This window comes from Rhizobacter sp. OV335, assembly GCF_900142965.1.
Taxonomy (GTDB): Bacteria; Pseudomonadota; Gammaproteobacteria; order Burkholderiales; family Burkholderiaceae_C; genus Rhizobacter.
The window spans coordinates 86,112-109,745 of the sequence record NZ_FRCQ01000005.1 but is presented as its reverse complement, the minus strand read 5'-3'; the positions used below and the strand labels follow the sequence as shown (position 1 = coordinate 109,745).

19 protein-coding genes are annotated in these 23,634 nt (G+C 71.3%); 7 read left to right on the top strand and 12 right to left on the bottom strand.

Annotated elements, in window-relative coordinates; all coding sequences use genetic code 11:
* Nucleotides 1-27: 27 nt before the first annotated feature.
* Nucleotides 28-1,701 (bottom strand): NAD+ synthase, encoded by a 1,674-nt coding sequence (locus BUE42_RS07210; RefSeq protein ID WP_073463934.1) that lies wholly within the window; start codon nt 1,699-1,701, stop codon nt 28-30.
* A gap of 12 nt (nt 1,702-1,713) precedes the next feature.
* Here BUE42_RS07210 and BUE42_RS07205 point away from each other — a divergent pair, with 12 nt between their 5' ends.
* Nucleotides 1,714-2,916 carry a GNAT family N-acetyltransferase gene (locus BUE42_RS07205; protein WP_073463933.1) on the top strand — a complete coding sequence of 401 codons (1,203 nt, stop codon included), beginning with the start codon at nt 1,714-1,716 and terminating at the stop codon, nt 2,914-2,916.
* Here BUE42_RS07205 and BUE42_RS07200 read toward each other — a convergent pair whose 3' ends face one another.
* Nucleotides 2,917-5,637 (bottom strand): M16 family metallopeptidase, encoded by a 2,721-nt coding sequence (locus BUE42_RS07200; protein ID WP_073463932.1) that lies wholly within the window; start codon nt 5,635-5,637, stop codon nt 2,917-2,919.
* A gap of 132 nt (nt 5,638-5,769) precedes the next feature.
* Entirely contained in the window at nt 5,770-6,315 is a 546-nt protein-coding gene (gene ppa, locus BUE42_RS07195; RefSeq protein ID WP_073463931.1) for an inorganic diphosphatase, read from the bottom strand.
* 214 nt (nt 6,316-6,529) lie between these two features.
* On the opposite strand from ppa, the gene BUE42_RS07190 reads away from it, so the two are divergent.
* Nucleotides 6,530-8,695, top strand: coding sequence for a sodium-translocating pyrophosphatase (locus tag BUE42_RS07190; RefSeq protein ID WP_073463930.1), 2,166 nt, complete (start codon nt 6,530-6,532; stop codon nt 8,693-8,695).
* 8 nt (nt 8,696-8,703) lie between these two features.
* Here the strand turns inward: BUE42_RS07190 and BUE42_RS07185 are convergent, their stop codons facing one another.
* From BUE42_RS07185 to BUE42_RS07155, 7 genes are read right to left on the bottom strand one after another with little or no spacing between them, the layout of a single operon-like run.
* Entirely contained in the window at nt 8,704-9,759 is a 1,056-nt protein-coding gene (locus BUE42_RS07185; RefSeq protein ID WP_083613944.1) for a glycosyltransferase family 9 protein, read from the bottom strand.
* On the bottom strand, nt 9,756-10,910 hold the full coding sequence (waaF, locus tag BUE42_RS07180) for a lipopolysaccharide heptosyltransferase II (RefSeq protein WP_073463929.1): 1,155 nt from the start codon (nt 10,908-10,910) through the stop codon (nt 9,756-9,758). Before waaF ends, BUE42_RS07185 begins: the two co-directional genes overlap by 4 nt.
* Nucleotides 10,907-11,506: a D-glycero-alpha-D-manno-heptose-1,7-bisphosphate 7-phosphatase gene (locus BUE42_RS07175; RefSeq protein ID WP_073463928.1), complete on the bottom strand. Its 600-nt coding sequence runs from the start codon at nt 11,504-11,506 to the stop codon at nt 10,907-10,909. Before BUE42_RS07175 ends, waaF begins: the two co-directional genes overlap by 4 nt.
* Before the next feature lie 56 nt (nt 11,507-11,562).
* A complete protein-coding gene (locus BUE42_RS07170; RefSeq protein WP_143171349.1) occupies nt 11,563-11,919 on the bottom strand; it encodes a hypothetical protein in 357 nt (118 codons plus the stop codon).
* Nucleotides 11,919-12,878 carry a glycosyltransferase family 4 protein gene (locus BUE42_RS07165; RefSeq protein ID WP_073463926.1) on the bottom strand — a complete coding sequence of 320 codons (960 nt, stop codon included), beginning with the start codon at nt 12,876-12,878 and terminating at the stop codon, nt 11,919-11,921. Before BUE42_RS07165 ends, BUE42_RS07170 begins: the two co-directional genes overlap by 1 nt.
* A 10-nt stretch (nt 12,879-12,888) precedes the next feature.
* Entirely contained in the window at nt 12,889-13,878 is a 990-nt protein-coding gene (locus BUE42_RS07160) for a glycosyltransferase family 2 protein (protein WP_073464108.1), read from the bottom strand.
* Nucleotides 13,879-13,889: 11 nt separating this feature from the next.
* Entirely contained in the window at nt 13,890-14,495 is a 606-nt protein-coding gene (locus BUE42_RS07155; protein WP_235002163.1) for a hypothetical protein, read from the bottom strand.
* A 265-nt stretch (nt 14,496-14,760) separates the two neighbouring features.
* On the opposite strand from BUE42_RS07155, the gene BUE42_RS07150 reads away from it, so the two are divergent.
* A complete protein-coding gene (locus tag BUE42_RS07150) occupies nt 14,761-15,018 on the top strand; it encodes a DUF378 domain-containing protein (RefSeq protein WP_073463925.1) in 258 nt (85 codons plus the stop codon).
* Here the strand turns inward: BUE42_RS07150 and BUE42_RS07145 are convergent.
* Both BUE42_RS07145 and BUE42_RS07140 read right to left on the bottom strand, forming a co-directional pair.
* On the bottom strand, nt 14,976-16,358 hold the full coding sequence (locus BUE42_RS07145; RefSeq protein WP_073463924.1) for a UDP-glucose dehydrogenase family protein: 1,383 nt from the start codon (nt 16,356-16,358) through the stop codon (nt 14,976-14,978). The two genes, BUE42_RS07150 and BUE42_RS07145, sit on opposite strands and share 43 nt — an antisense overlap.
* 14 nt (nt 16,359-16,372) lie before the next feature.
* On the bottom strand, nt 16,373-17,722 hold the full coding sequence (locus BUE42_RS07140) for a glycosyltransferase family 4 protein (RefSeq protein ID WP_235002161.1): 1,350 nt from the start codon (nt 17,720-17,722) through the stop codon (nt 16,373-16,375).
* A 164-nt stretch (nt 17,723-17,886) separates the two neighbouring features.
* Here BUE42_RS07140 and BUE42_RS07135 point away from each other — a divergent pair, with 164 nt between their 5' ends.
* From BUE42_RS07135 to BUE42_RS07120, 4 genes are all read left to right on the top strand, one after another.
* A complete protein-coding gene (locus BUE42_RS07135) occupies nt 17,887-18,699 on the top strand; it encodes a hypothetical protein (protein WP_073463923.1) in 813 nt (270 codons plus the stop codon).
* Nucleotides 18,700-18,899: 200 nt separating this feature from the next.
* On the top strand, nt 18,900-20,171 hold the full coding sequence (locus tag BUE42_RS33355) for a hypothetical protein (RefSeq protein ID WP_200798915.1): 1,272 nt from the start codon (nt 18,900-18,902) through the stop codon (nt 20,169-20,171).
* Nucleotides 20,159-22,774 carry an NAD(P)-binding protein gene (locus BUE42_RS07125; protein WP_073463921.1) on the top strand — a complete coding sequence of 872 codons (2,616 nt, stop codon included), beginning with the start codon at nt 20,159-20,161 and terminating at the stop codon, nt 22,772-22,774. The genes BUE42_RS33355 and BUE42_RS07125 overlap by 13 nt, the downstream gene beginning before the upstream one ends.
* On the top strand, nt 22,768-23,625 hold the full coding sequence (locus BUE42_RS07120) for an amidohydrolase family protein (protein WP_073463920.1): 858 nt from the start codon (nt 22,768-22,770) through the stop codon (nt 23,623-23,625). The genes BUE42_RS07125 and BUE42_RS07120 overlap by 7 nt, the downstream gene beginning before the upstream one ends.
* Nucleotides 23,626-23,634 lie beyond the last annotated feature (9 nt).

The window sequence follows — 23,634 nt, the reverse complement described above, 5'->3', positions numbered from 1 at the left end:
TCTCCGGATGGATGGGATCGACGTAGTTTAAGCGCGGAACCTCGATGTGATGGGGTAACGCCAATCGCGCCCGAACGCGCGGTGGGTGATGCGGATGCCCACCGGCGACTGGCGGCGCTTGTATTCGTTGATCTTGATCAGGCGCGTGACCCGCTCGACGTCGGCCGCATCGAAGCCGGCCGCGACGATCTGCTCGATCGACTGGTCGTCCTCCATGTAGCGCTGCAGGATCGCGTCGAGCACCTCGTAGGGCGGCAGGCTGTCCTGATCCTTCTGGTCGGGGCGCAGTTCGGCCGACGGCGGTCGCGTGATGATGCGCTGCGGGATCACCTCGCGCCCTTGCGCGTTCTTCCAGTTCGCGAGCCGGTAGACCAGCGTCTTGGCCACGTCCTTGATCACCGCGAAGCCGCCCGCCATGTCGCCGTACAGCGTGCAGTAGCCGGTCGCCATCTCGCTCTTGTTGCCGGTGGTCAGCACGATGCTGCCGAACTTGTTCGACAAGGCCATCAGCAGCGTGCCGCGCACGCGCGCCTGGATGTTCTCTTCGGTGGCATCCTCGGCGCGGCCGGCGAACTCGGCGGCGAGGCTCGCGCGGAACGCCTCGAACATCGGCACGATCGAGATCTCGTCGTAGCGCACCGACAGCCGCTCGGCCATGTCGCGGGCGTCGATCCACGAGATGTCGGCGGTGTACGGCGACGGCATCATCACCGCGCGCACCTTGTCGGCGCCGAGCGCATCGACCGCGACCGCCAGCACCAGCGCCGAATCGATGCCGCCGCTCAGCCCGATCAGCACGCCGGGAAAGCCGTTCTTGCCGACATAGTCGCGCACGCCGGTGACGAGTGCGGCCCAGGCCTGCGCCTCCACCGTGGGCACCGGCGCAATCGGACCAGTGGGCCGGCCGGCGTCGAAATCCACCAGCGTCAGCGCTTCCTCGAACATCGGCGCGCGCGCCGCCACGCGGCCCTGCGCATCGAGTGCGAACGACGCGCCGTCGAACACCACCTCGTCCTGCCCGCCGCTCAGGTGCGAGTACAGCAGCGGCATGCCGGTGCTGCGCACCAGCGCGGCCATGCGTTCTTCGCGCTCCTCGAGCTTGCCGAGGTGGAACGGCGACGCGTTCAGCACGCACAGCACGTCGGCGCCGGCGGCCTTCGCCTGCTGCGCCGGTTCCTCGAACCAGGCGTCCTCGCAGATGTTGAGCCCGAAGCGCAGCCCGTCGACCTCGAACACGACGGCCTCGAGCCCGGCATCGCGCCCCGACGCGAAATAGCGGCGCTCATCGAACACCTGGTAGTTGGGCAGCTCGCGCTTGCAGTAGGTGGCGACGATGCGTCCCCCGGCCAGCACCGAGGCCGCATTGAAGCGCTGCTGCACGGCCATCGACTTCGACCTAACATCGCCATGCTCACCCCATTGATGCGGATGCCCGACCACCACATGCAGACCTTCGAGCGGCGCCAACGCCGCCGCGCACTCGGCCAGGGCCTGCGCACAGGCCTGCATGAACGCCGGCCGCAGCAGCAGGTCTTCGGGTGGGTAGCCGCACAGGCTCAGCTCGGGCGTCAGCACCACCCTGGCCCCCTGCTCGTGCGCACGCCGCGCGCTGTCGATGATCTGGCGTGCGTTGCCGGCCAGGTCGCCGACCGTGGCGTTGATCTGCGCCAATGCGACGCGAACCCTTGTGTTTGATGCCATAGACCAGCGAATATGCCTGCGGAAAAGAGCTCCAAAGATTATGTCATCCGGGTCGTCGGCGACCCCGGCGAGATCGACGCCGCGCAGTGGAACGCGCTGCTCGATGCGCAGCCCTCGGCCGCGCCGTTCATGCGCCACGAGTACCTCGCGGCGCTGCACGCGTCGGCCAGCGCGGTGGCCGAGACCGGCTGGATGCCGCAGTTCCTGCTGATCGAGGAAGGCGCCGGCAAAGGCAGCACGCTCGCCGCCGCTTGCCCGCTCTACCTGAAGGACCATTCCTACGGCGAGTACGTCTTCGACTGGGCCTGGGCCGACGCCTACCAGCGCCACGGCCTGCGCTACTACCCGAAGCTGCTCAGTGCGGTGCCGTTCACGCCGGTGCCCGGCCCGCGGCTGATGGCGCGCGACGACGGCGCGCGGCGCGCGCTGCTGTCCGCGATGATGCGCATCGCGCACGATGCGAAGCTGTCGTCCGCCCACCTGCTGTTCCTCGACGAACGCGACCAGCAGGCCGCGCGCGACATGGGCTGGATGATGCGCAGCACGGTGCAGTTCCATTGGGTGAACCGCGAGCCGCAGCCGTATGACGGCTTCGCCGATTTCCTCGCCAGCCTGCAACGCGAGAAGCGCAAGAAGATCCTGCAGGAGCGCCGCCGCGTCGCCGAGGCCGGCGTCAGCTTCACGACGCACGCGGGCCCCGAGATCGATGAAGACCTGTGGGACTTCTTCTATCGCTGCTACGTCCGCACCTACCGCGCCCACCACTCGACGCCCTACCTCACGCGCGACTTCTTCGCCCGCATGGCGCGCACGATGCCCGAGAACTGGGTGCTGTTCGTCGCATGGAAAGACGGCGAGCGCATCGCGGTGTCGCTGATCGGCGTCGATGCGGCGCGCGGGGTCGCCTACGGCCGCTACTGGGGCGCGACCGAGCACATCTCCTGCCTGCACTTCGAGGCCTGCTACTACCGGCCGCTCGCCTGGTGCATCGAGCACGGCTTCCGCCGCTTCGAAGGCGGCGCGCAGGGCGAGCACAAGATGGCCCGCGGCCTGCTGCCGGTGCAGACCTGGTCGGCACATTGGCTCGCACATCCGCAGTTCGCCGAGGCGGTCGGCGATTTCCTCGCCCGCGAGGGCTCGGCGGTCGAGGGCTACCTCGATGAACTGAACGAGCGCCTGCCGTTCAAGCAGGCGCCCACCGCATCGGCCGATTGATCAGGGCTTGAAGTCGCCCGCGAAGCCGCTGACGAAGGCGTCCGGCTTCACATAGGTGCGCAGCGCGGCGTTCACCTGCTCCAGCGTCAGCTTGGCCAAGGCGTCGTCGACGCGCGCCGACACCGCGAACGTGCGGCCCAGCTCCTCGTTGCTGGCGAGCGCGCCGGCCAGGTTGCCGTCCTGCGCGCGCGACAGCCGGCGGAACGCCAGCAGCCCGCGCTGGCCCTCGGCCAGCTCCTGCGCAGTGAAGCCGTCCTTCAGCGCACGCGCCACTTCTTCCTTGAAGGCGGCCTCGACCTTCGGCTGGTTCTGCGGCGCGAAAATCGCGCTGGCCTGCCATTCGGAATGCGGCTCCTGGTTGTTCCAGCTGACGCGGCTGCGCACGTCGTACGACAGGCCATCGCTCTCGCGGATGCGCTTCCACAGGCGGGAGCTGCCGCCCGAGCCGAGCAGGTAGTTCGCCATCATCAGCGGCGGGTAGTCGGCATCGCTGTCCTGCAGCGGCACGCCCAGGCGCACCAGCATCGTCGCATTCTGCTTGTCGGGCGTCGGCAGCACCACGCGCTGCGGCGGGATCGGCACCAGCGGCTGCAGCACGCGCGCATACGGCTCGCTGTTCTGCCAGTTGCCGAACGCGGCCTGCAGCGCCGCCTTGACGGCCGGCACGTCCATGTCGCCGGCCGCGCCGAACTCGCCGTGCGCCGCGCTGTAGAAGCGCTGGTGGAAGGCCTGCAGCTGCTCGCGCTTCAGGCCGCCGACGTCCGCCACCATCTCGTCGAAGCTGCGCACGTAGCGCACGTCGCCGCGCGGGTACGGGTTGCCGATGCGCCCGAGCGCGTTGTCGACCACGCTCTCGGGCTCCTTGCGCTGCTGCTCGATCGCGGCGAGCGTCTGGCGCTTCAGCTCGTCGAGCGCGTCGGCCGGCAGGCTGGCGTTGCGCAGCAGGTCGGCGACCAGCGCGATCGCCTGCGGCAAGGTTTCGCGGCGCGACAGCAGCCCGACGCTGACGCGCCCCGGCCCGCCGCTGATGCCCATCTCGGTCTTCAGCTCGTCGAGCCGGTCCTGCACCTGCTGGCGGGTCAGCGTCGCGGTGCCCTTGTCGATCAGCGCGGCCGTCATGTCGGGCACGTCGTTCAGGCCGAACAGGCTCTTGTCGGTGCCGAAGTGCAGCGTCAGCGTGGCATGCACGGTGCCGCCGCGCGAGGCCTTGGGCAGCAGCGCCGCCTTGATGCCACCGACCTGGAAGCGCTGCGTGCGCTGGTCGATGTTGGCCGGCGAGCTGTCGAAGGCTTCGGCGTTGGCCTGCGCCTGCTGCGGCTGGAAGCCCTTCAGCTCGGCCACCACGTCGACCTTGGCAGGCGCCGGTGCGCGCTGCGGTTTGTCGGTCGGCAGGTAAGTGCCCAGCGTGCGGTTCGACGCGATGAAGCGCTGGTCGGCGACGCGCTGCACGTCGGCCAGCTTCAGGTCGCGCACGCGGTCGCGCATCAGGAAGAACAGGCGCCAGTCGCCCTGGGCCACCGATTCGCTCAGCGAAACGCCGACCGTCTCGGGGTTCGTGAAGGCCTGTTCCCAGGCTTTCAGCCACTTGCCCTGGGCGCGCTTGAATTCCTCGTCGGTGATCGGCTCGGTGGCGGTGGATTCGACGGTGGCCAGCAGCGCATCGCGCGCCGGCTCGACCGCCTGGCCCGGCGCCAGCTGCGCGCCGAACAGCGTGAAGCCCGGCTCGGCCAGCGCCTGCGCGAAACCGAAGGTGCTGGCGGCCAGCTGCTTCTCGGTCAGGCGCTTGTGCAGGCGGCCGGAGGGGGTGTCGCCCATCACCAGGTCGAGCACCTCGATCGCCGGGTAGTCGGGATGCGCCGCCGGCGGCACGTGGTACGCCGCGAAGATCTGCGGCGTGCCGCCCGAGCGGCGCAGCGTGACACTGCGCTCGCCGTCCTGTGCCGGGTCGAGCGTGTACTGCACCGGCAGCTTGCGCGTGGGCTTGCGGATCTTGCCGAAGGCGTCGCCGACCCAGCGCAGCACCTTGGCCGGCTCGAACTTGCCCGAGACGATCAGCGTCGCGTTGTCGGGCTGGTAGTACTGGCGGTAGAAGGCCTGCAGGCGCGGGATGTCGACGTTCTCGACATCGGCCCGCGCGCCGATGGTGTCCTTGCCGTAGTTGTGCCACTCGTACATCGTGGCGACGGTCTTCTGCAGCAGGATGCGGTCGGGGCTGTTCTCGCCCATCTCCATCTCGTTGCGCACCACGGTCATCTCGGTGTCGAGGTCGCGGCGGGCGATGAAGCTGTTGACCATCGCATCGGCCTGCCAGTCGAGGTACCACTTCAGGTTCTCGTCGTTGGCCGAGAAGCTCGCGAAGTAGTTGGTGCGGTCGAACCAGGTGCTGCCGTTGGCGGCCAGCCCGCGCTTGGTGAACTCGGCCCACACGGTGCGGTGCTTCGGCGAGCCCTTGAACAGCAGGTGCTCCAGCAGGTGGGCCATGCCGGTCTCGCCGTAATTCTCCATCCGCGAGCCGACGTGGTAGGTCATGTTGACCGTGGTCGTCGGCTTGGAATCATCGGGGATCAGCAGCAGCTGCAGGCCGTTGGGCAGGCGGTATTCGGTGATGCCTTCGACCACCTGCACCTTGGAGATCCCGGCAGGAAGGGCCTGCGCGGAGGCGGTCTGCACCAGCAAAGTGCCGGCGACGATGAGAACGGCAGGCAGGAAGCGTTTCAGCATGGGGCGGGTGATCGAAGCGAAGCGGGCAGTGTAGAGCGCGGCCCTGCTGCAAGGTTCCGCCATGACAAAGGGGAGCACGCGGCTCCCCTTCTGCTCGGTGTCCGTTCGTGACGGCCCGTGATGTCGCGTGACTCAGGCCTTCTCGGCCTCGGCCTTCTTGTACGCGGCCAGCCCGCTGGTGATCTCGGCCTTGGCCGATTCCGGGCCTTCCCAGCCGGTGACCTTGACCCACTTGCCGGCCTCGAGGTCCTTGTAGTGCTCGAAGAAGTGCTGGATCGCCTTCAGGCGCATCTGGTTGATGTCTTCGGGCTTCTGCCAGTGGGTGTAGATCGGCAACACCTTGTCGATCGGCACCGCCAGCAGCTTGCTGTCGCCGCCGGCCTCGTCTTCCATCTTCAGCACGCCGATCGGGCGGCAGGTGACGACCACGCCGGGCGACAGCGGGAACGGCGTGATCACGAGCACGTCGACCGGGTCGCCGTCATCGGACAGCGTCTGCGGCACGTAGCCGTAGTTGCAGGGGTAGTGCATCGCGGTCGTCATGAAGCGGTCGACGAACAGCACGCCGCTTTCCTTGTCGACCTCGTACTTGATCGGGTCGGCGTTCATCGGGATCTCGATGATCACGTTGAACTGCTCGGGCGCCTTGGCGCCGGGGGGGACTTTGTGCAGGCTCATGAGGTTCTCTGGATAAGAGTCAGGGATCGCGAGGGATAACCCGGATTTTAACTGCGCCCCTGTCCGCTGGAAAACACCATGACGGGTTTCGTTGCCTTCAAGGCGGGTCATCCCGTAGCATGCGCCGCAGACCCGTCAGGGCTGGTGCAGCCCTGTGCAGTCGGGCACGACTCTCGATTCCGATCATCAACGAACGAACGAGGAAGGAGACCTGATGTCCACGAACTTGGCGCTGTACTTTGCGCTGGCCTGCGGGATTGCCGCAGTGGTGTATGGCTTCGTGCAACGAAGCTGGATCCTGAGCCGCGACGCGGGCAACCCCCGCATGCAGGAGATCGCGGCGGCGATCCAGCAAGGCGCCGCCGCCTACCTGGCCCGCCAATACAAGACCATCGCCATCGTGGGCGTGGTGCTCGCGATCCTGATCGCCATCTTCCTGCCGCTCACCACCGCCGTCGGCTTCGTGCTCGGCGCGGTGCTGTCGGGCGCCTGCGGCTTCATCGGCATGAACGTGTCGGTGAAGGCCAACGTGCGCACCGCGCAGGCCGCCACGCAGGGCATGGCACCGGCGCTCGACGTCGCCTTCAAGGGCGGCGCGATCACCGGCATGCTGGTGGTCGGCCTCGGGCTGCTGGGCGTCACGCTGTTCTTCATGGTGATCAGCGGCCAGGCCTCGGTGGCGCCCGAGAACCTGTCGGCCACGCTGAAGCCGCTGCTCGGCTTCGCGTTCGGTGCGTCGCTGATCTCGATCTTCGCGCGTCTCGGCGGCGGCATCTTCACGAAGGGCGCCGACGTCGGCGCCGACCTGGTCGGCAAGGTCGAGGCCGGCATCCCCGAGGACGACCCGCGCAACCCGGCGGTGATCGCCGACAACGTGGGCGACAACGTCGGCGATTGCGCCGGCATGGCCGCCGACCTGTTCGAGACCTATGCCGTCACGCTGATCGCGACGATGGCGCTCGGCGCGCTGACGGTCACGCAGGCCTCGATGCAGGCGGTGATCTACCCGCTGGTGCTGGGCGGCTTCTCGATCATCTCGTCGATCATCGGCTGCAGCGTCGTGAAGGCGACGCCCGGCATGAAGAACGTGATGCCGGCGCTGTACAAGGGCCTGATCGTCGCCGGGCTGATCTCGCTGGTCGGCTTCTTCTTCATCACGCGCTACGCGATGCCCGACGACGCGCTCGGCGCCGGCACGCAGATGCGGCTGTTCGGCGCCTGCGTGGTCGGCCTGGTGCTGACCGCCGCGATGGTGTGGATCACCGAGTACTACACCGGCACCAACTACAAGCCGGTGCAGCACGTCGCGCAGGCCTCGACCACCGGGCACGGCACCAACATCATCGCGGGGCTGGGCGTGTCGATGCGCTCGACGGCCTGGCCGGTGATCTTCGTGTGCATCGCGATCCTGGCGTCGTACCAGCTCGCCGGGCTGTACGGCATCGCGATCGCCGCGACCTCGATGCTCAGCATGGCCGGCATCATCGTCGCGCTCGACGCCTACGGGCCGATCACCGACAACGCCGGCGGCATCGCCGAGATGGCCGGGCTGCCCGACAGCGTGCGCGACGTCACCGACCCGCTCGACGCGGTCGGCAACACGACCAAGGCCGTCACCAAGGGCTACGCGATCGGCTCGGCCGGCCTGGCAGCGCTGGTGCTGTTCGCCGACTACACGCATGCGCTGACGGCGCGCGGCATGACGGTCAGCTTCGACCTGTCGGAGCCGCGCGTGATCGTCGGGCTGTTCATCGGCGGGCTGATCCCGTACCTGTTCGGCGCGATGGCGATGGAGGCGGTGGGCCGTGCCGCCGGCGCGGTGGTCGAGGAAGTGCGCCGCCAGTTCCGCGACATCAAGGGCATCATGGACGGCAGCGGCAAGCCTGAATACGGCCGCGCCGTCGACATGCTGACCACCGCGGCGATCAAGGAAATGATCGTCCCGAGCCTGCTGCCGGTGGTCGTGCCGATCGCGGTCGGCCTGCTGCTCGGCCCGGCCGCGCTCGGCGGGCTGCTGATGGGCACCATCGTCACCGGCCTGTTCGTCGCGATCTCGATGTGCACCGGCGGCGGCGCCTGGGACAACGCGAAGAAGTACATCGAGGACGGCCACCACGGCGGCAAGGGCTCCGAGGCGCACAAGGCCGCCGTCACCGGCGACACCGTCGGCGACCCGTACAAGGACACGGCCGGGCCGGCGGTGAACCCGCTGATCAAGATCATCAACATCGTCGCGCTGCTGATCGTGCCGCTGCTGCCGACCGGCATGGCGGCCACCGCGAAGGCGATGGACGAACAGCACGGGGCGCCGACGACGATGTCGGCCAGCGCGCCGGCGGCCGATGCGGCGGCACCGGCGGCCTCCGCAGCCAGCCAATGACGCGCCGCTCAGCCGCCGGCCAGCGCCTGCTCGGCTGAGCGCACGACCTCGTCGACGCCGACCCCGCGCGCGCACGGGTGCCCGACCGGGCACACCGCATGCGCGCAGGGCCGGCAGCTGGCATCGGCCCACAGCACGCGGTGGCGCTGCACATCGGGCGGTGCCCAGCGCGCCACGTCGGCCCCCGAGCTGACGATCACGCTGCGCACCCCGAGGGCCGCGGCCAGGTGCGACACCCCGGTGTCGTTGCTCACCAGCAGCCGCGCGCGCTGCAGCAGCGCGCCCATCGTCCACAGCGTGGTGCGCCCGGCCAGGTTGACAGCGGGCCAGCGCATCGACTGCTGCACCTCGTCCACCAGGTCGGCCTCGCCCGCGGTACCGGTCAGCACGATGCGGCAACCCCGGTCCGCCAGGCTGTCGGCCACCGCGGCGAAGCGCTCCGGCATCCAGCGCCGCGACGGCAGCTGCGCGCCGGCATGCACGCAGACCAGCGGCGATGCATCCGCCTCCATCGCCTCGGGCCACGCTTGCGCCAACTCGCGCGCATCGTCGTCCGTCACGGTGAATTCGAGCGCACTGCCCTGCCGCGGCACGCCCAGGTGGTCGACCAAGCGGAGCATCCGCTCGGTCTCGTGGCCTTGCGTCGGCCACGGCGCGAACAGCGTCGGCTCGGGGCAGTAGCCGCCCGGTTCGCGGAAGCCGCCGCAGTGCAGCGCGCCGCAGGCCGCCAGCAGCGGGTTCACGATGCCGCCGCTGCCGTGCATCTGCAGCAGCAGGTCGAAGCGGCGCTGCTGCATCGTCTGCAGGAAGGCCGGCAGCCGGGCCAGGTCAGGCACCCGTTCGGGCAGCCCGGGGAAGCCCGGGAACTCGATGAAGTCGTCGAGGTACGGGCAGCGGCGCACGAACTCGCGCGCCCACGGCAGGCCGATCAAGGTCAGCTCGCTGTGCGGGCAGGCGGCCTTCAGCGCGCGCCAGGCCGGCACCGCGCACAGCAGGTCGCCGAGCACCAGCGCACGGAACACGCCGATGCGGCGCGGCGCGATCGCGGCCAGCGACAGCCTCACGGCATCGCCACGCGTTGCGCCGGCGTCGATTCCACGTCGCGGACCGCAAGGCGCGGGCCGCGCGCGTCGCGCAGTAGCGCGATCGTGGCGTCCGCCACCTGGGCCGCAGCAACGCCGCGCAGGCAGTCGTGGTGCCCCAGCGGACACGTGCTCTTCAGGCAGTTGCGGCACGGCACGTCGTGGTTCAGCACCCGCGCCCTCGCCTGCCATGGCGTGTGCTGCGGATTGGTCAGCGCGTACAGCACCACCGACGGCGTGCCGAGCGCCGCCGCCAGGTGGGCCGGCCCGCTGTTGTTGCACAGCAGGACCGCCGCGTCGGCCACCAGCGCCGCCAGCTCGCCCAGCCCCAGCACGCCGAACAGCGCCAGCGCCTGCGACGACAGCGCCGGCCCCAGGCCATGCTCGATCTGCGCCAGCAGCCCGCGCTCGTCGGCGCCGCCGGTCAGCACCACCTGGCAGCCGGTCTGCGCGACGATCGCGCGCACCGCCTCGCCGAAGCGTTCGGCCGGGTAGCGGCGCGATGCCGCGGTCGCGCCCGGGTGCACCACCAGGTAGGGCCGGTCCGGATCGATGCCGGCCAGCGCCAGCCGGCCGCGCACCGCCTGGCGGTCGCAGGCGCGGGTCTCGAACACCAGGCCGTGCGCCAGCGCGTGGAAACCGACCGAGGCCACCAGGTCGAGCTGCCGCTGCACTTCGTGCCGCATGCCGGTGCGGCAGACCTCCGTGTCGGGCACCCAGTCGGTCAGCAGGTCGTACGGGTTCTCGCGCGAGTGCGCCAGCCGCAGCGGAATGCCAGCCAGGTAACAGGCGAGCGCCGCCGGCAACGCGCTCTGCGTGCAGACGGTGAAGATCACCGCGGCATCGAAGTGCCGGCGCGCCAGTCGGTCGACCAGGCTGCGCTCGGCCGCCGGGTCCCGCACGCCGCTGCCGCCCCCCTTCATCCAGGCCGCGTCGTGCTCGATCACGTCGTCGACTGCCGGCAGGTGCGGCCACAGCAGCGTGCCGGCATGCGACGCCAGCAGCGTCAGGTGCGCGCCGGGCGCCGACTGCCGGATCGCCTGCAGCGCCGGCGTCGTCATCAGCACGTCGCCGAGGTTGTCCAGGCGCACCGCGAGGATGCGCCGCGCCTCCTGCCAGCGGCGGGCCGTCATGGCGAGGCCGCCGCTTCTCGGCTCGGCAGGTGCCGCCGGCGCGGCCGGGCCGCGACGATGCGGCGCGCCGCGGCCAGCAGGTCCGGCGCCATCAGCGTCGGCTCGCGCCAGTGGGAGTGGCGCCACAGCGTCTCGTTGCCGACGTCCAGCAGCACGGTGCGGCAACCGGCGCGGGCGCCGGCCTCTACGTCGTCGAGGATGTCGCCGACCATCCACGAGGCCGCCAGGTCGAGCCCGTGCCGCTGCGCCGCCTGCTGCAGCAGGCCCGGGGCCGGCTTGCGGCAGTCGCACGGCATCGCCGCACGCGGCGCATGCGGGCAGGCCAGGAAGTCGAGCAGCTCGACGCCCTGCGCGGCCAGGCGCTCCACCAGCGCATCGCGCAGCCGGTGCAGCGCGTTCAGGTCGAAGCGCCCGAGCGCGATGCCGGGCTGGTTGGTGACGACCACCAGCCGCCAGCCGTGGGCCGCGAGCAGGCGCAAGCCGTCGACCGCATGCGGCGTGAAGCTCAGCTTCGCCGGGTCCACGTTGTACGGCACGTCCTCGACCAGCGTGCCGTCCTTGTCGATGAAGACGGCACCCGCCTGTTCCAGCTGCATCGGTTTCTCCCCGGGTTCGAACCCATCGGTGAAAGGCGCGGCAAGCCGCATGCCGCTCAATGCCATGACGGTTCGCCGCGGATGTCGTTGTGCTCCGGCGGCAACTCGGACACGGTGTCGAGCGACCCGTCCGTCTCGGCGGCGGGCGGTCCCGGCCCCTGCTGCGACCACTGCTGGACGAGCGCGACGATGCCGACACCCGCAAGTGCCGGCATCAGCACCAGCAGCAGCAGCAGGACCAGCACCGACAGCGGCGTCGCACCGTCGCCGGCCACCCAGACCACCAGCCACACGCCGCCGCCGACCATGGCCCCCAGCGCCGCCGCGACGCTGGCCGCGATCCAGGCCTGCGGCCACGCACTCCCGCGAGACTGCTGAACGGGGGGAGATCGCGCCTGCAACAAGGTGCGCATCACGCCGTCACGCTGCGCAGCGTGCCCATCCAGTCAGCGATGAATCGATCGATGCCGAAGCGCTCGCGCGCCATCGCGCGGCCGGCGGCACCGAGCCGCTGCGCGAGCCCCGGATCGGCCAGCAAAGCCCGCATGCCGTCGACCAGCCGCTCGACCCGGGTGTCGACCAGGCCCGTCTCGCCATCGCGCAGCACGCTGGCGAGCTCGGTGGTCGCGAGGCCGACCACCGGCACGCCGGCCATCATCGCCTCGATCACGGCGAGCCCGAGGCTGGTGTAGCGGATCGGGTTGAAGAAGAAGCGGTGCGCCGCCACGGTGGCCGGCAGCGCCGCGTTGGCGATTTCGCCGAGGCCGCCGATGCGCTCGCTGCCCATGCCCACCAGCGACAGCGGCAGCTGGCCGGCCACCTGCCGGTACACGTCGAGGCCGAGGCGCCGGCCGCGCTGGTCGATGTTGTTGACGACGACGATGCCGCGCGCCAGCCCGCCCTGGTACGACACGTCGACCAGCGGCTTCACGCCGTGCTCGATCACGCGGTGCGGCGTCCTGCCGTTGTCCCACATCAGCGCGTTGAAGGGCGTCACGTGCACCAGCAGCACGTTGGGGTCGTCGACCCAGTGCACCGTGTTCGTCGGGTGCTGCTGCGGCGGGTCGTGCTCCAGGTAGATGCGCGGCAGGCGGCGCTGCGCCGCGCTGAGCAGCGTGTGCTGCTCGTCGTCCCACGCGGCGCGCGACTGGAACAGCAGCACGTCGAACGGCAGGTCGCGCACCCGCTCGACCGGCACCTCGTGCACGTTGTCGCCCCACGGCAGGCTGCCGCTGCGCCCGCTGTGGTGCGGCGAACGCGCCGCATCCGTCACCAGGTGGAACTCGTGCGGCACCTGGGTCAGGTAGTACAGGTAGTTGCCATGCACATGCCAGGTGAGGATGCGCAGCGGGCGTGACGACGGATCGGCCATTCGCAGCTCGTCAAAGGAAAGGCGTTCTGAAATGCAGGGCACCGCGCAGCCGCCAGTACACCGACAGGAACGGGATCAGCGCCGAGGTGGCCAGCATCTCGGTCACGTGGCCCGGCGACCGGCTGGTGTGCGCGAGCCGGCGCAGCGCCAGCCACAGCATCCCGCCCACTGCCAGCGCGCCGGCAGCCAGCGCCATCAGCGGATGTCCGCGCCACGCCAGCACCGGTGCCGCCAGCGCGGCGGCCACGATCAGGTAGTAGTCCCAGGGCGGCACGCGCCGGATGCGCTCGCGGTAGCGCTGCGGGTGTTTCTTGTAGAGCAGCGCATCGAAGAAGGTGTTGCGCTGCTGGCCCAGGCTCACGCCCCAGCCGACCGGACGCACCGGGTGCGTCACGACGGCCTGCGGACACGGCAGCACCGCGCCGACCCGGTCGAGCAGCCGGAACTGCAGGTCGGAATCCTCGCGCCAGGCACGCCGGAAGCGTTCGTCGAAGCCCTTCACCGTCACGAGCGCGCTGCGCCGCACGAACGCGTTGGCGGTGACGAACTCGGCGCGCGTCAGCCCCTCGGTCATGCGGGCGTGGTCGGTGATGCGGGGCGGCAGCGGCACCTTCACCGCACCGCACACCGCCGCCGGCTGGCCCGGCACGCGCATCGCCCGCTCGCCCTGCACCAGCCAGTCCGGGTCGGGCACGGTGTCGTCGTCGGTGAACGCGATGATGTCGCCGCGCGCGACCCGCCAGCCGGCGTTGCGCGCCACCGCCGGGCCGCGCCCGCGGGCCGGCCGCAGGTAGATCACCGTGGCCCCGTGCGGCGCGCGGGCGGCGAAGCGGTGCACCAGCGTGCGCGTGGCGTCGTCGTGGCCGTCGTCGACGACGATCACCTCCCAGGCCGACGGCTCCAGGCGCTGCGCCAGCACCGCGTCGAGGCAGCGCCGCAGCAGCTGCGGCCGCCGCCAGGTGGGGATCACGACCGACACCCGCGGAGAGGGGTTGCCCATCGGCGCCGCCATCAGCCGTTCTGCCCGGCAGCGGGGGCGACCAGCGCGCCCGCCTGCCGCGCATCCGCGTGGGCCGCCTTCGCGCTCGCGCGCAGGTGGGCGGCGATGCAGGTGGCGAAGGCCTCGTCCCACCACGGCTGCGCGCCGCTGACGCCGACCGTGATGCCTTCCAGGCAGACGCCGCCCCACAGCAGGCTGTCGCCCTCGCGCAGCCGGTGCGCGCGCGAGCTCTGGACGGCGTGGCCGTCGTGCCCGAGGCGCCACGACAGCGCCGCCTTGGCACGGGCGAAGCCGGCGTAGTCGGCGTCCCACTCGCGGCGGTCGCCGATCGCATGTTCCAGCAGCACCGCTTCGTCGAAGCTGCAGTCGCCGGGCTGCAGGCCCGGGTCCATCACGACGATGCACAGGAAGCCGGTGCCGCTCACCGACCGGTCGCGCAGCGCCGGCACGATCACCGGCAGCATCGCCTCGATCGCGCGACAGGCCGCGACGGCGCTCGCGAAACTGCTGCCGCGCGCAGCGGTTGCGGGGGCAAAGGGAACGGTCCCGGCAGGAAAGGGGGTCGCAGGAAAAGGGGTGGCAGGCACCGGGTTGGTGCCGGATTCGCTGAGCATCATCGACGGGCTCCTCGGGTGGGGGTGGAGTTGGCGCCCGACTGGCAATCGACGTGCCGCGGCGCGGGCGCAAGCCGCTGCCGCGCGGACGGCCCGCAGCATGGTCGGCAGCGCGAAGGCGACTGCAGCGCACAGATACCGATTGCGGCAATTTCCTCCGTTGCCGCCACGCACCGATCCGGCGGTGGCGGGCGAGCAGTGCGGCACGCCGCCTGCCGCATGTGCACCGTCCCCCCCGATCCCGCAACCCCCTCGAAAGGAAGTCACCATGCCCTTGACCGAAACCCGGACCACCCCCGCCGACTACCGCGCCAACGCGACGGGGCTCAACGTCGTCGACTGGATCGCCCTCGTGCTGATGATCGTCGGCGGTATCAACTGGCGCCTGGTCGGCCTGCTCAACATCGACCTGGTCGCGACGCTGTTCGGCACGATGAGCACCGCGTCGCGCGTCGTGTATGCGCTGGTCGGCATCGCCGGCCTTTACGGCATCGTGCTGTTGTTCCAGTTCGGCCGGCGGCGCTGAGCCGCGCCCGCCGGCACCTCGCCGGCCGCCGGGCGGCCGACCTGCATCACCCGCAGGCCGGCAGCTCGCCAGGCGTCGGCCGGCACGCAGTTGCGGCCGTCGAACACTGCCGCGTCGTGCAGCGCCGCGGCCACGCCGGCCGGCTCGGCGGCGCTGAACTCGCCCCACTCGGTGGCGATCGCGAGCGCATCGGCGCCGTCGAGCGCGGCCGCTGCCGTGTGGCACCAGCGCAGGCCCGGTGCGTCAAGCAGGCGTTGCGCAGCCGGCAACGCGACCGGGTCGTAGGCCGACACCTGCGCGCCCGCGCGCAGCAGGCGGTCGAGCACGGCCAGGCTCGGCGCCTCGCGCAGGTCGTCGGTGCCGGGCTTGAACGCCAGGCCCCACAGCGCGATGCGCCTGCCGGCCAATGCGGCCTCGCCGCCGTAGAACGCCGCGATGCGTTCGAACAGCAGCGCGCGCTGCTGCTCGTTGGTGGCATCCACCGCGCGCAGCATGTGCGCCGGCAGCCCGTGCGCGCCGGCCTGGTGGATCAGCGAGCGCACGTCCTTCGGAAAGCACGAGCCGCCGTAGCCGATGCCGGCGCGCAGGAAGTCGGCGCCGATGCGCGGATCGCTGCCGACCCCGGCCCGCACCTCCTCGATGTCGGCACCGGTGGCATCGGCGATCTGCGCGATCTCGTTGATGAAGCTGATGCGCGCGGCCAGCATGCCGTTGGCCGCGTACTTGGCCAGCTCGGCGCTGCGCGGGTTCATGCGCAGCAGCGTCGCGCCTGCATCGGTCAGCGGTGCGTACGCGCGCAGCAGCGCTTGCGCGTCGGCCTCGTCGTCGGCGCCGACGATGATGCGGTCGGGCCGCAGGAAGTCGCGCACCGCCGAGCCTTCGCGCAGGAACTCCGGGTTGTTGACCAGCGCGATGCCACGGGTCTCGTCCGATGCCGCCAGGCGGCGGCGCAGGCGCTCGTGCGTGCCGACCGGCACGGTCGACTTGAGCACCAGCGTGGCCGGCGGGCGCAGTGCGCGCAGCGCGGCGGCGAACGCCGCCTCGACCGCACGCAGGTCAGCGCTGCCGTCGTTGCCGCAAGGCGTGCCGACCGCCAGGAACAACAGCTCGGCGTCGAGCGCCGCCTCGTCCAGCTGCGTCGCGAAGCGCAGCGCGCCGCTCGCGCGGCCGGCGGCCACCAGCGGCTGCAGCCCCGGCTCGAAGAACGGCATGCCGCCGGCGTCGAGCGCGGCGATGCGCGCCGCATCGCTGTCGACCGCGACCACGCGGTGCCCCAGGTGCGCCAGGCAGGCGGCGCTGACCAGGCCGACATAGCCCACGCCGACCACGACGATGCGCATCGGCCGCGGCCTGTTCATTGGGCGGCGCGGGCCGCGCCGGGCGACGCCGCGTCGGGGCGCACCAGGTGCAGCCGCTCCCAGCCCGCCAGCGCCGCGTCCTCGGAGGCCGGCTGCGGCCGCCGCAGCCCCTGGAACACGTCGACCAGCTGCTCGGCCACGCGGTCCCAGGTGAACATCGAGCGCGCGCGGCGGATGCCGGCCCGCCCGAGCGCTCGCCGCAGCGCCGGGTTGGCATGCAGCCGCATCAGCCGGTCGGCCAGCGCGCGCGGATCGTGCGGCGGCACCAGGAAGCCGCTGACGCCGTCGCGCACCGAATACTGGATGCCGCCGACCGCGCTGCCGACCACCGGCGTGCCGCAGGCCATCGCCTCCAGCGGCGTGATGCCGAACGGCTCATACCACGGCGTGCTGACGAACACGTCGGCGGCGGCATAGAAGTCGCGCAGCTCGCTGCGCTGGCGATGGCCGGTGAACGTGACCCGGTCGAACACGCCGAGCGTGCGCGCCACCTCGCGCAGCCGCGCGATCTCCGGCGTGCGCGCCTCGTCGGGTTCGCGCGAATCGCCGCCGACCACCAGCACGCGCGCCGGCACGTCGCCGGGCAGGTGCGCCAGCGAACGGATCACGTTGTCGACGCCCTTGCGTGGCACCAGCCGCCCGAGCTGCAGCACGATGAATTCGTGCGGGTCGAGGCCGAGCCGCGCGCGTGCCGCGGCCTGGTCGGTGGGCTTGAATTCGTCGGGGTCGAAGCCGCACGGCACCATCGACAGCCTGTCGGCCGCGGCGTCGTAGAGCCGGACCAGGTCGGCGCGGTCCTGCGGGCATTCGGCGACGATCGCGTCGGCCGTCTGCACGATGCGGCGCTCGATCTCGATGCGCTGCGGCGGGAACGCATCGGCCTCTTTCTGATGCTCGCGCCGCACCAGGCCGAGCGCATGGAAGGTGATCGCGAACGGCAGGCCGAGCCGCGCCTTCAGGCGCATCGCGACCACGCCCGACATGAAGAAGTTCGCATGCACCAGGTCGCAGGGCACGCTGTGGCGCAGCAGCTGTTCGCTGGCCTGCGCGAAGGCCGGCATGTGCTGCAGCAACTGCTCCTTCGGCACGAAGCACGGCGGGCCGGCATCGATGTGCACGACGCGCGCGCCGGGCCGCAGGTCGACCACCGGCGGCAGCGCCGGATCGTCGCGGCGCGTCAGCACGTCGACATGGTGCCCCGCCCGCGCGAGGCAGCGCGCGACTTGCGAGACATAGATGTTCTGCCCGCCGGCGTCGACGCCGCCGAGCGTGGCGAGGGGCGAGGCATGCTCGCTGATCAGCGCGATGCGCATCGGTCGCGACGGGTCCTGCATCGGGTCGTTCATGACATCTCCTGTGGTGCGTGTTGCGGACGCCGCGGCAAGCGGTGTTCCGCTCGCGGCTTCAAGCGGGTTCAAGCGACGCCATCCGACGGAACGGCGATTGCTCCTGGGAGCTGCGGTCCGGGAAACAGGCGGGCCGATGATTTCCAACCACGAAAGGAACGGACATGAACCAGCGCGACACGCAAGGTCGCCGCGACGGCGGCTATGGAGACGACCAACGCTACGGGCAGCGCAGCGACGCCGGCAGCAACTACGGCGACTACCGGCGCGAGAACCAGTACGAACAATCCGGCAACTACGGATCGCAGGCCGGCGGCTACGACAGCGGCAGCAACCGCAACCAGGAAGCAAGAAGCTTCGGCGGCGGCCAGCAGGGCGGGTCGTACGGCGGCTATGGCGGGTATGGCGGCTCCGGCGGCCAGCAAGGCAGCAGCTACGAGCGCGGCCTTGGCCGCGACTCGTCGTACGGCGGTGGACAGGGGGGCTACGGCAACCAGGGGTACGGCAGCCAGGGCCTTGGCAACCAGGGCCGCGACTTCGACTACGGCTCCGACTACGGTTCCGGCCGCGGATCGCAGGGCTGGCGCGATGCCGAGCGGCTGCGCGGCCCGAGCGGTTGGCAAGGCAGCGGCTACGGCGGTTCGCAAGGCGACTTCGGCGGCTCGCAAGGCACCTATGGCGGCTACGGCGGCTCGCAAGGCCGCGCCGGGCACGAGCAATTCGACCCCGACTACCACCAGTGGCGCACCGAGCAGTTGAACAACCTCGACAACGACTACCGCACCTGGCGGCAGGATCGGTACAAGAAGTTCTCCGACGAGTTCAACACCTGGCGTTCGAGCCGCTCAGGGCAAAGCGCTGCGAGCGGCAACTCGTCGCCGGGCACCAGTGGCAGCACCAGTGGCACGACTGGCAGCACCGGCAGCAGCACCGGCAGCACCAGCGACGGCAGCTCGAGCAGCAGCAAGAGCAAGTGACGCATTGCACCGGCCCGCGTGCCGGTGACGCTTCCAACGCCCCGCCCCGCGGGGCGTTTTCATTTGCGGCAATCCACATCGCATTGCTGCAAACATTTCACGCGCGCGCCTTCGAAGCCGCAGAAGTTCCGCGGCATGTGGCTTGCCGAGGTCCGGCAACCCTCGCTCTCATTTTTCAAATCGTGCTGCCCGAAACCTCGATGACCCGCTCGCCGCTGCACTCCTTCTGGATGGGCGGCTTCGAAGGCGCGGACCACCTGAATGCCGCCGCCGAGCCGCTCGACATGCTCGGGCGCACGGCCCACCTCGAACTGCTGAACGGCGACTACCTGCGCGCCCGCGAGCACGGCCTGCTCGGCGTGCGCGAGAGCATCGGCTGGCGGCTCGCGGAGCCGTCGCCGGGCCGCCACGACTTCAAGCGCGCGCTCTACATCGCGCGCACCGCCCGACGCCACGGCCTGCAGGTGGTGTGGACCTTCATGCACTACGGCACGCCGCCCGACCTGAGCCTGTTCGACGACGCGCTGATCGACCGCTTCGCGCGCTTCGCCGCCGCCGCGGCCGAGGTGCTCGCGCCCTTCCACGACGCGCCGCCGGTCTACAACCTCGTCAACGAGATCGGCTTCCTGTCGTGGGCGGTGTCCGAGACCAACCTGATCCATCCCTACCGCGGCGACCCGGAGCAGCGCGGCGCGCGCACCGAGGCCAGCGGCTACGACGTGAAGTGCCGCCTGGTGCGGGCCGTGCTGGCGGCCATCGACGCAGTGCGCCGGGTCGATCCGCGCGCGCGCTTCCTGCACGTCGAGCCGGTCGTCCACGTGGTCGCGCCGCGCGAGCAGCCGGAGCTCGCACCGTTGGCCGCGCGCGTCGCGGGCTACCAGTGGCAGGTGTGGGACCTGATCGCCGGCCGCCTCGATCCGGCCTGCGGCGGCCACGCCGACGCACTCGACCTGGTCGGCGTCAACCACTACCACAGCGGCCAGTGGGAAGCCGGCACCGAGCGCCGGCTGCGCTGGCACGAAGGCGATCCGCGCCGGCGTCCGCTGTGCGCGCTGTTGGCCGATGCCTGGCAGCGCTACGAACGGCCGCTCGTCGTCGCCGAGACCAGCCATTTCGGCAGCGGCCGCAGTGCCTGGCTCGACGAGATCGCCGCCGAGGTGCTGGCAGCGCGGCGCGACGGCGTGCCGGTGCTCGGCCTGTGCCTGTACCCGCTGGTCGACCGCTTCGACTGGGACGATGCCTCGCACTGGCACCACAGCGGCCTGTGGGACGTCGACCATGCGCAGCCGCAGGCCCGCCAGCGCGTGCTCGACCTGCCGTACGCCCGCACGCTGCAGAAATGGCAGGGGCGGCTGCCGCACACGGCGGCACCACTGCTGCCCTCCCTCTGTGCCGACAGCGCTACCCATCCCTTTCTTCCCGCCACCCTCTCCACCACCTTCTCCACCACGGAGCCGCCATGCCTCACCTGATCGTCTTCTCCCACCTGCGCTGGGGTTTCGTCTACCAGCGCCCGCAACAACTGCTGTCGCGGCTGGCCCCGCGCTTCCCGGTGCTGTTCGTCGAGGAGCCGGTGCACGGCACCGAGCCGCCGTGGCTTGAGACCGCGTCGCCGTGCGACGGCGTCGAGGTCGTCACGCCGCACACGCCGATCGCCGCGACCGGCTTCCACGACGACCAGCTCGCGCTGCTGCGCCCGCTGCTGGCCGAGCACCTGCGCCAGCGCGGCATCACCGACCACCTGCTGTGGTTCTACACGCCGATGGCGCTGCCGCTGGCGAGCCAGCTCCAGCCGCGCGCGATCGTCTACGACTGCATGGACGAGCTGTCGGCCTTCAAGGATGCGCCGCGCCAGTTGCGCCAGCGCGAGACCGCGCTGCTGAAGGCGGCGCACCTGGTACTCACCGGCGGCCCGAGCCTGTTCCAGGCCAAGCGCGCGCTGCACCCGAACATCCACTGCCTGCCGAGTTCGGTCGATGCGGCGCACTTCGCACCGCGGCCGCCGACGCCGCGCAGTCCGGACGCGCCGCCGCGCCTGGGCTTCTTCGGCGTGATCGACGAACGCTTCGACCTGTCGCTGCTGCGCAGCCTGGCGGCGGCCCGCCCGCGGTGGCAGTTCGAGATGGCCGGCCCGGTCATCAAGATCGACCCGGCGCTGCTGCCGCGCGCACCGAACATCCAGTGGCTGGGCCAGCAGCCGTATGCGCGCCTGCCGCAGCTGATGGCGGACTGGGACGTGTGCCTGATGCCATTCGCGATCAACGAGGCGACGCGCTTCATCAGCCCGACCAAGACGCTCGAGTACATGGCCGGCGAAAAGCCGATCGTCAGCACGCCGGTGCGGGACGTCGTCTCGCTGCACGGCGACCTGGTGCGGATCGCCGGCCACAGCGCCGGCTTTCTCGCGGCCTGCGAGGCGGCGCTGGCCGAGACGCCGGCACAGCGCGAAGAGCGCGTGGCCGCGATGCGCACGCGCGTGGCGCAATCGTCGTGGGACCGCACGGCCGCGCGCATCGCATCGCTGCTCGCCACCGAGCTCGACAACGCGCCGGCGCCGGCCTCGCCGCTGCACGAACTGGCCGGGGTCGCCGGGGCGCCGTCGGACGCCGCCGCGGCGATGACGCCGGCCGGGCACCGCGGCACGCGCCGCGTCGCCCACCTGGTGATCGGCGCCGGCCCGACCGGCCTCGCCGCCGCGCACGAACTGGGCCGCGATGCACCGCGCCGCCAGACGCTGCTGGTCGAGCGCGAGGACCGCGTCGGCGGCTGGTGCCGCTCGGTGCAGCAGGACGGCTTCACCTTCGACCATGCCGGCCACATCATGTTCTCGACCGACCCGTACGTGCTCGACCTGTACGAGCGCCTGCTGGGCAACAACCTGCACTGGCAGAACCGCGAGGCCTGGGTGTGGAGCAAGGACACCTACACCCGCTACCCGTTCCAGGGCGCGCTGCACGGCCTGCCGCCGCAGGTGCTGAAGGAATGCCTGGTCGGCGCGATCGAGGCGCGCTTCGGCCCGTTGAAAGGCGATGCGCGGGGCGGCATCGTGACGGCCGAACCGCCGCGCAACTTCGAGGAGTTCATCCACCGCGTCTGGGGCGACGGCATCGCGCGCCACTTCGCGCTGCCCTACAACCGCAAGCTGTGGGCGGTGCCGCTGTCCGAGATGGAGACCTCGTGGCTGGGCGGCCGGGTGCCGCTGCCCGACCTCGAGCAGATGATCGACGGCGCGCTGGAACCGGTGCCGGCGCCGATGGGGCCGAACGCCCGCTTCGGCTACCCGCTGCGCGGCGGCTTCCAGGCGCTGATGGACGGCTTCCTGCCGCTGCTGAACTGCGAGCTCGCGCTGAAGACCGCGGTGCTGCAGATCTCGCCGCGGCAGCGCACGGTGCGGCTGGACGACGGCCGTTCGGTCGGCTTCGATGCGCTGATCAGCACGATGCCGCTGCCGCGGCTGGTCGCAGCCTGTGGCGACGAGGCGCCGCAGGCGGTGCGCGACGCCGCGCTCGGGCTGCGCCAGGTCGCGGTGCGCTGCGTCAACCTGGGGGTGCGCATCGGCGGCGGGCGCGAGCGCCTGACCGAGAAGCACTGGGTCTACTACCCGGAAGACAGCGTGTTCCACCGCATCTTCGTGCAGGGCAACGCCAGCCCGCACTGCAGCCCGCCCGGCTGCTGCGGGCTGACCTGCGAGATCACCTACGCCGCGTCGAAGCCGCTGCCGTGCGACGGCGCGGCGCTGGTCGAGCGCTGCATCGCCGACTGCCGCCGCGTCGGCATGCTGTCGCCCGACGACGAGGTGATCTCTTCCGGCCAGGTCGACATGCCCGGCGCCTACGTGGTGTACGACCATGCGCGCGCGGCGCACGTGGCGGTGATCCGCGAGTGGCTCGCGCAGTACGACATCGTGCTGGCCGGCCGCTACGCCGAATGGGAGTACTACAACTCCGACCATGCCTTCCTGGCCGGCCGCCGTGCCGCCGGGCAGGCGCGCGCGCTGCTCGACGAGGCGCCGGCCGCGCGGGAGCACGCAAGAGCCGGCACCCAGGGTGCACAGGCGGGTGCCGGCGCATGCTGATCGACGCCCACCTGCACTGCACCGGCCGCGAGACGCGCGACGACGTGCTGCGCACGCTCGACGATGCGCAGGTCGACATCGGCGTGCTGCTCGCGCCCTTCCTCGACAACGGCTACTCGCTCGACGACCCCGCATCGCTGCGGCGCGCCAACGCGCACCTCGCGGCGCTGGTGCGCGGCCATGAAGACCGGCTCACCGGCTTCGCGGTGGTCGACCCGCGCGACCCGCAGGCGGCGCAGGACCTGCGGCACGCGGTCGAGACGCTCGGGCTGCGCGGCGTCAAGATGGTGCCGACCGGCTGGTACCCCTACGAAGACCGCGTGCAGCCGGTGTTCGCCGTCGCCAGCGAGCTGCGGCTGCCGGTGCTGTTCCACAGCGGCATCTTCATCGACGGGCGCTCCGGCCGCTTCTGCCGGCCGTCGTTCTTCGAGGTGCTGCGCGACCACCCCGGCACGCGCGTCACGCTCGCGCACCTCGGCTGGCCGTGGACCGACGAGGCGATCGCGGTCGGGCTGATCGACCGCATCCACGGCGTGCCGCCCGAGCAGGCGCAGTTCCGCTTCGACATCTCGTTCGGCCCGCCGCCGCCGTACCGGCGCGAAGTGCTGCAGCGCGCGCTCGAGGTGCTGGGCGCCGGTTCGCTGCAGTTCGGCAGCGACTGCTTCCTGCCCTGCCCCGGGCGCGAGCTGTCCGAACGCCGGCGCTGGGTCACCGAGCTGCTCGACCTGCTGCAGGTCGACGATGCGGCGCGCCAGCGCATCTGGAGCGGCACCGCGGCCGCCTGGCTGGGCCGCAGCCCGGCGCCGGTCCGGCTGGGCGCCGGGCGCCCGCTGACGCCCGTTTGCTGCTGACAGCCAAGG

Coding starts and splice junctions, on each gene's coding strand:
- BUE42_RS07135 (WP_073463923.1), top strand. CDS start 17,887: ATGAACCAGCGCGACACGCAAGGTCGCCGCGACGGCGGCTATGGAGAC.
- BUE42_RS07145 (WP_073463924.1), bottom strand. CDS start 16,358: ATGCGCATCGTCGTGGTCGGCGTGGGCTATGTCGGCCTGGTCAGCGCC.
- BUE42_RS07165 (WP_073463926.1), bottom strand. CDS start 12,878: ATGGCCGATCCGTCGTCACGCCCGCTGCGCATCCTCACCTGGCATGTG.
- BUE42_RS07155 (WP_235002163.1), bottom strand. CDS start 14,495: ATGATGCTCAGCGAATCCGGCACCAACCCGGTGCCTGCCACCCCTTTT.
- BUE42_RS07140 (WP_235002161.1), bottom strand. CDS start 17,722: ATGAACGACCCGATGCAGGACCCGTCGCGACCGATGCGCATCGCGCTG.
- ppa (WP_073463931.1), bottom strand. CDS start 6,315: ATGAGCCTGCACAAAGTCCCCCCCGGCGCCAAGGCGCCCGAGCAGTTC.
- BUE42_RS07120 (WP_073463920.1), top strand. CDS start 22,768: ATGCTGATCGACGCCCACCTGCACTGCACCGGCCGCGAGACGCGCGAC.
- BUE42_RS07175 (WP_073463928.1), bottom strand. CDS start 11,506: ATGCAGCTGGAACAGGCGGGTGCCGTCTTCATCGACAAGGACGGCACG.
- BUE42_RS07205 (WP_073463933.1), top strand. CDS start 1,714: ATGCCTGCGGAAAAGAGCTCCAAAGATTATGTCATCCGGGTCGTCGGC.
- waaF (WP_073463929.1), bottom strand. CDS start 10,910: ATGACGGCCCGCCGCTGGCAGGAGGCGCGGCGCATCCTCGCGGTGCGC.
- BUE42_RS07170 (WP_143171349.1), bottom strand. CDS start 11,919: ATGCGCACCTTGTTGCAGGCGCGATCTCCCCCCGTTCAGCAGTCTCGC.
- BUE42_RS07160 (WP_073464108.1), bottom strand. CDS start 13,878: ATGGGCAACCCCTCTCCGCGGGTGTCGGTCGTGATCCCCACCTGGCGG.
- BUE42_RS07125 (WP_073463921.1), top strand. CDS start 20,159: ATGCCTCACCTGATCGTCTTCTCCCACCTGCGCTGGGGTTTCGTCTAC.
- BUE42_RS07150 (WP_073463925.1), top strand. CDS start 14,761: ATGCCCTTGACCGAAACCCGGACCACCCCCGCCGACTACCGCGCCAAC.
- BUE42_RS07210 (WP_073463934.1), bottom strand. CDS start 1,701: ATGGCATCAAACACAAGGGTTCGCGTCGCATTGGCGCAGATCAACGCC.
- BUE42_RS07200 (WP_073463932.1), bottom strand. CDS start 5,637: ATGCTGAAACGCTTCCTGCCTGCCGTTCTCATCGTCGCCGGCACTTTG.
- BUE42_RS07190 (WP_073463930.1), top strand. CDS start 6,530: ATGTCCACGAACTTGGCGCTGTACTTTGCGCTGGCCTGCGGGATTGCC.
- BUE42_RS33355 (WP_200798915.1), top strand. CDS start 18,900: ATGACCCGCTCGCCGCTGCACTCCTTCTGGATGGGCGGCTTCGAAGGC.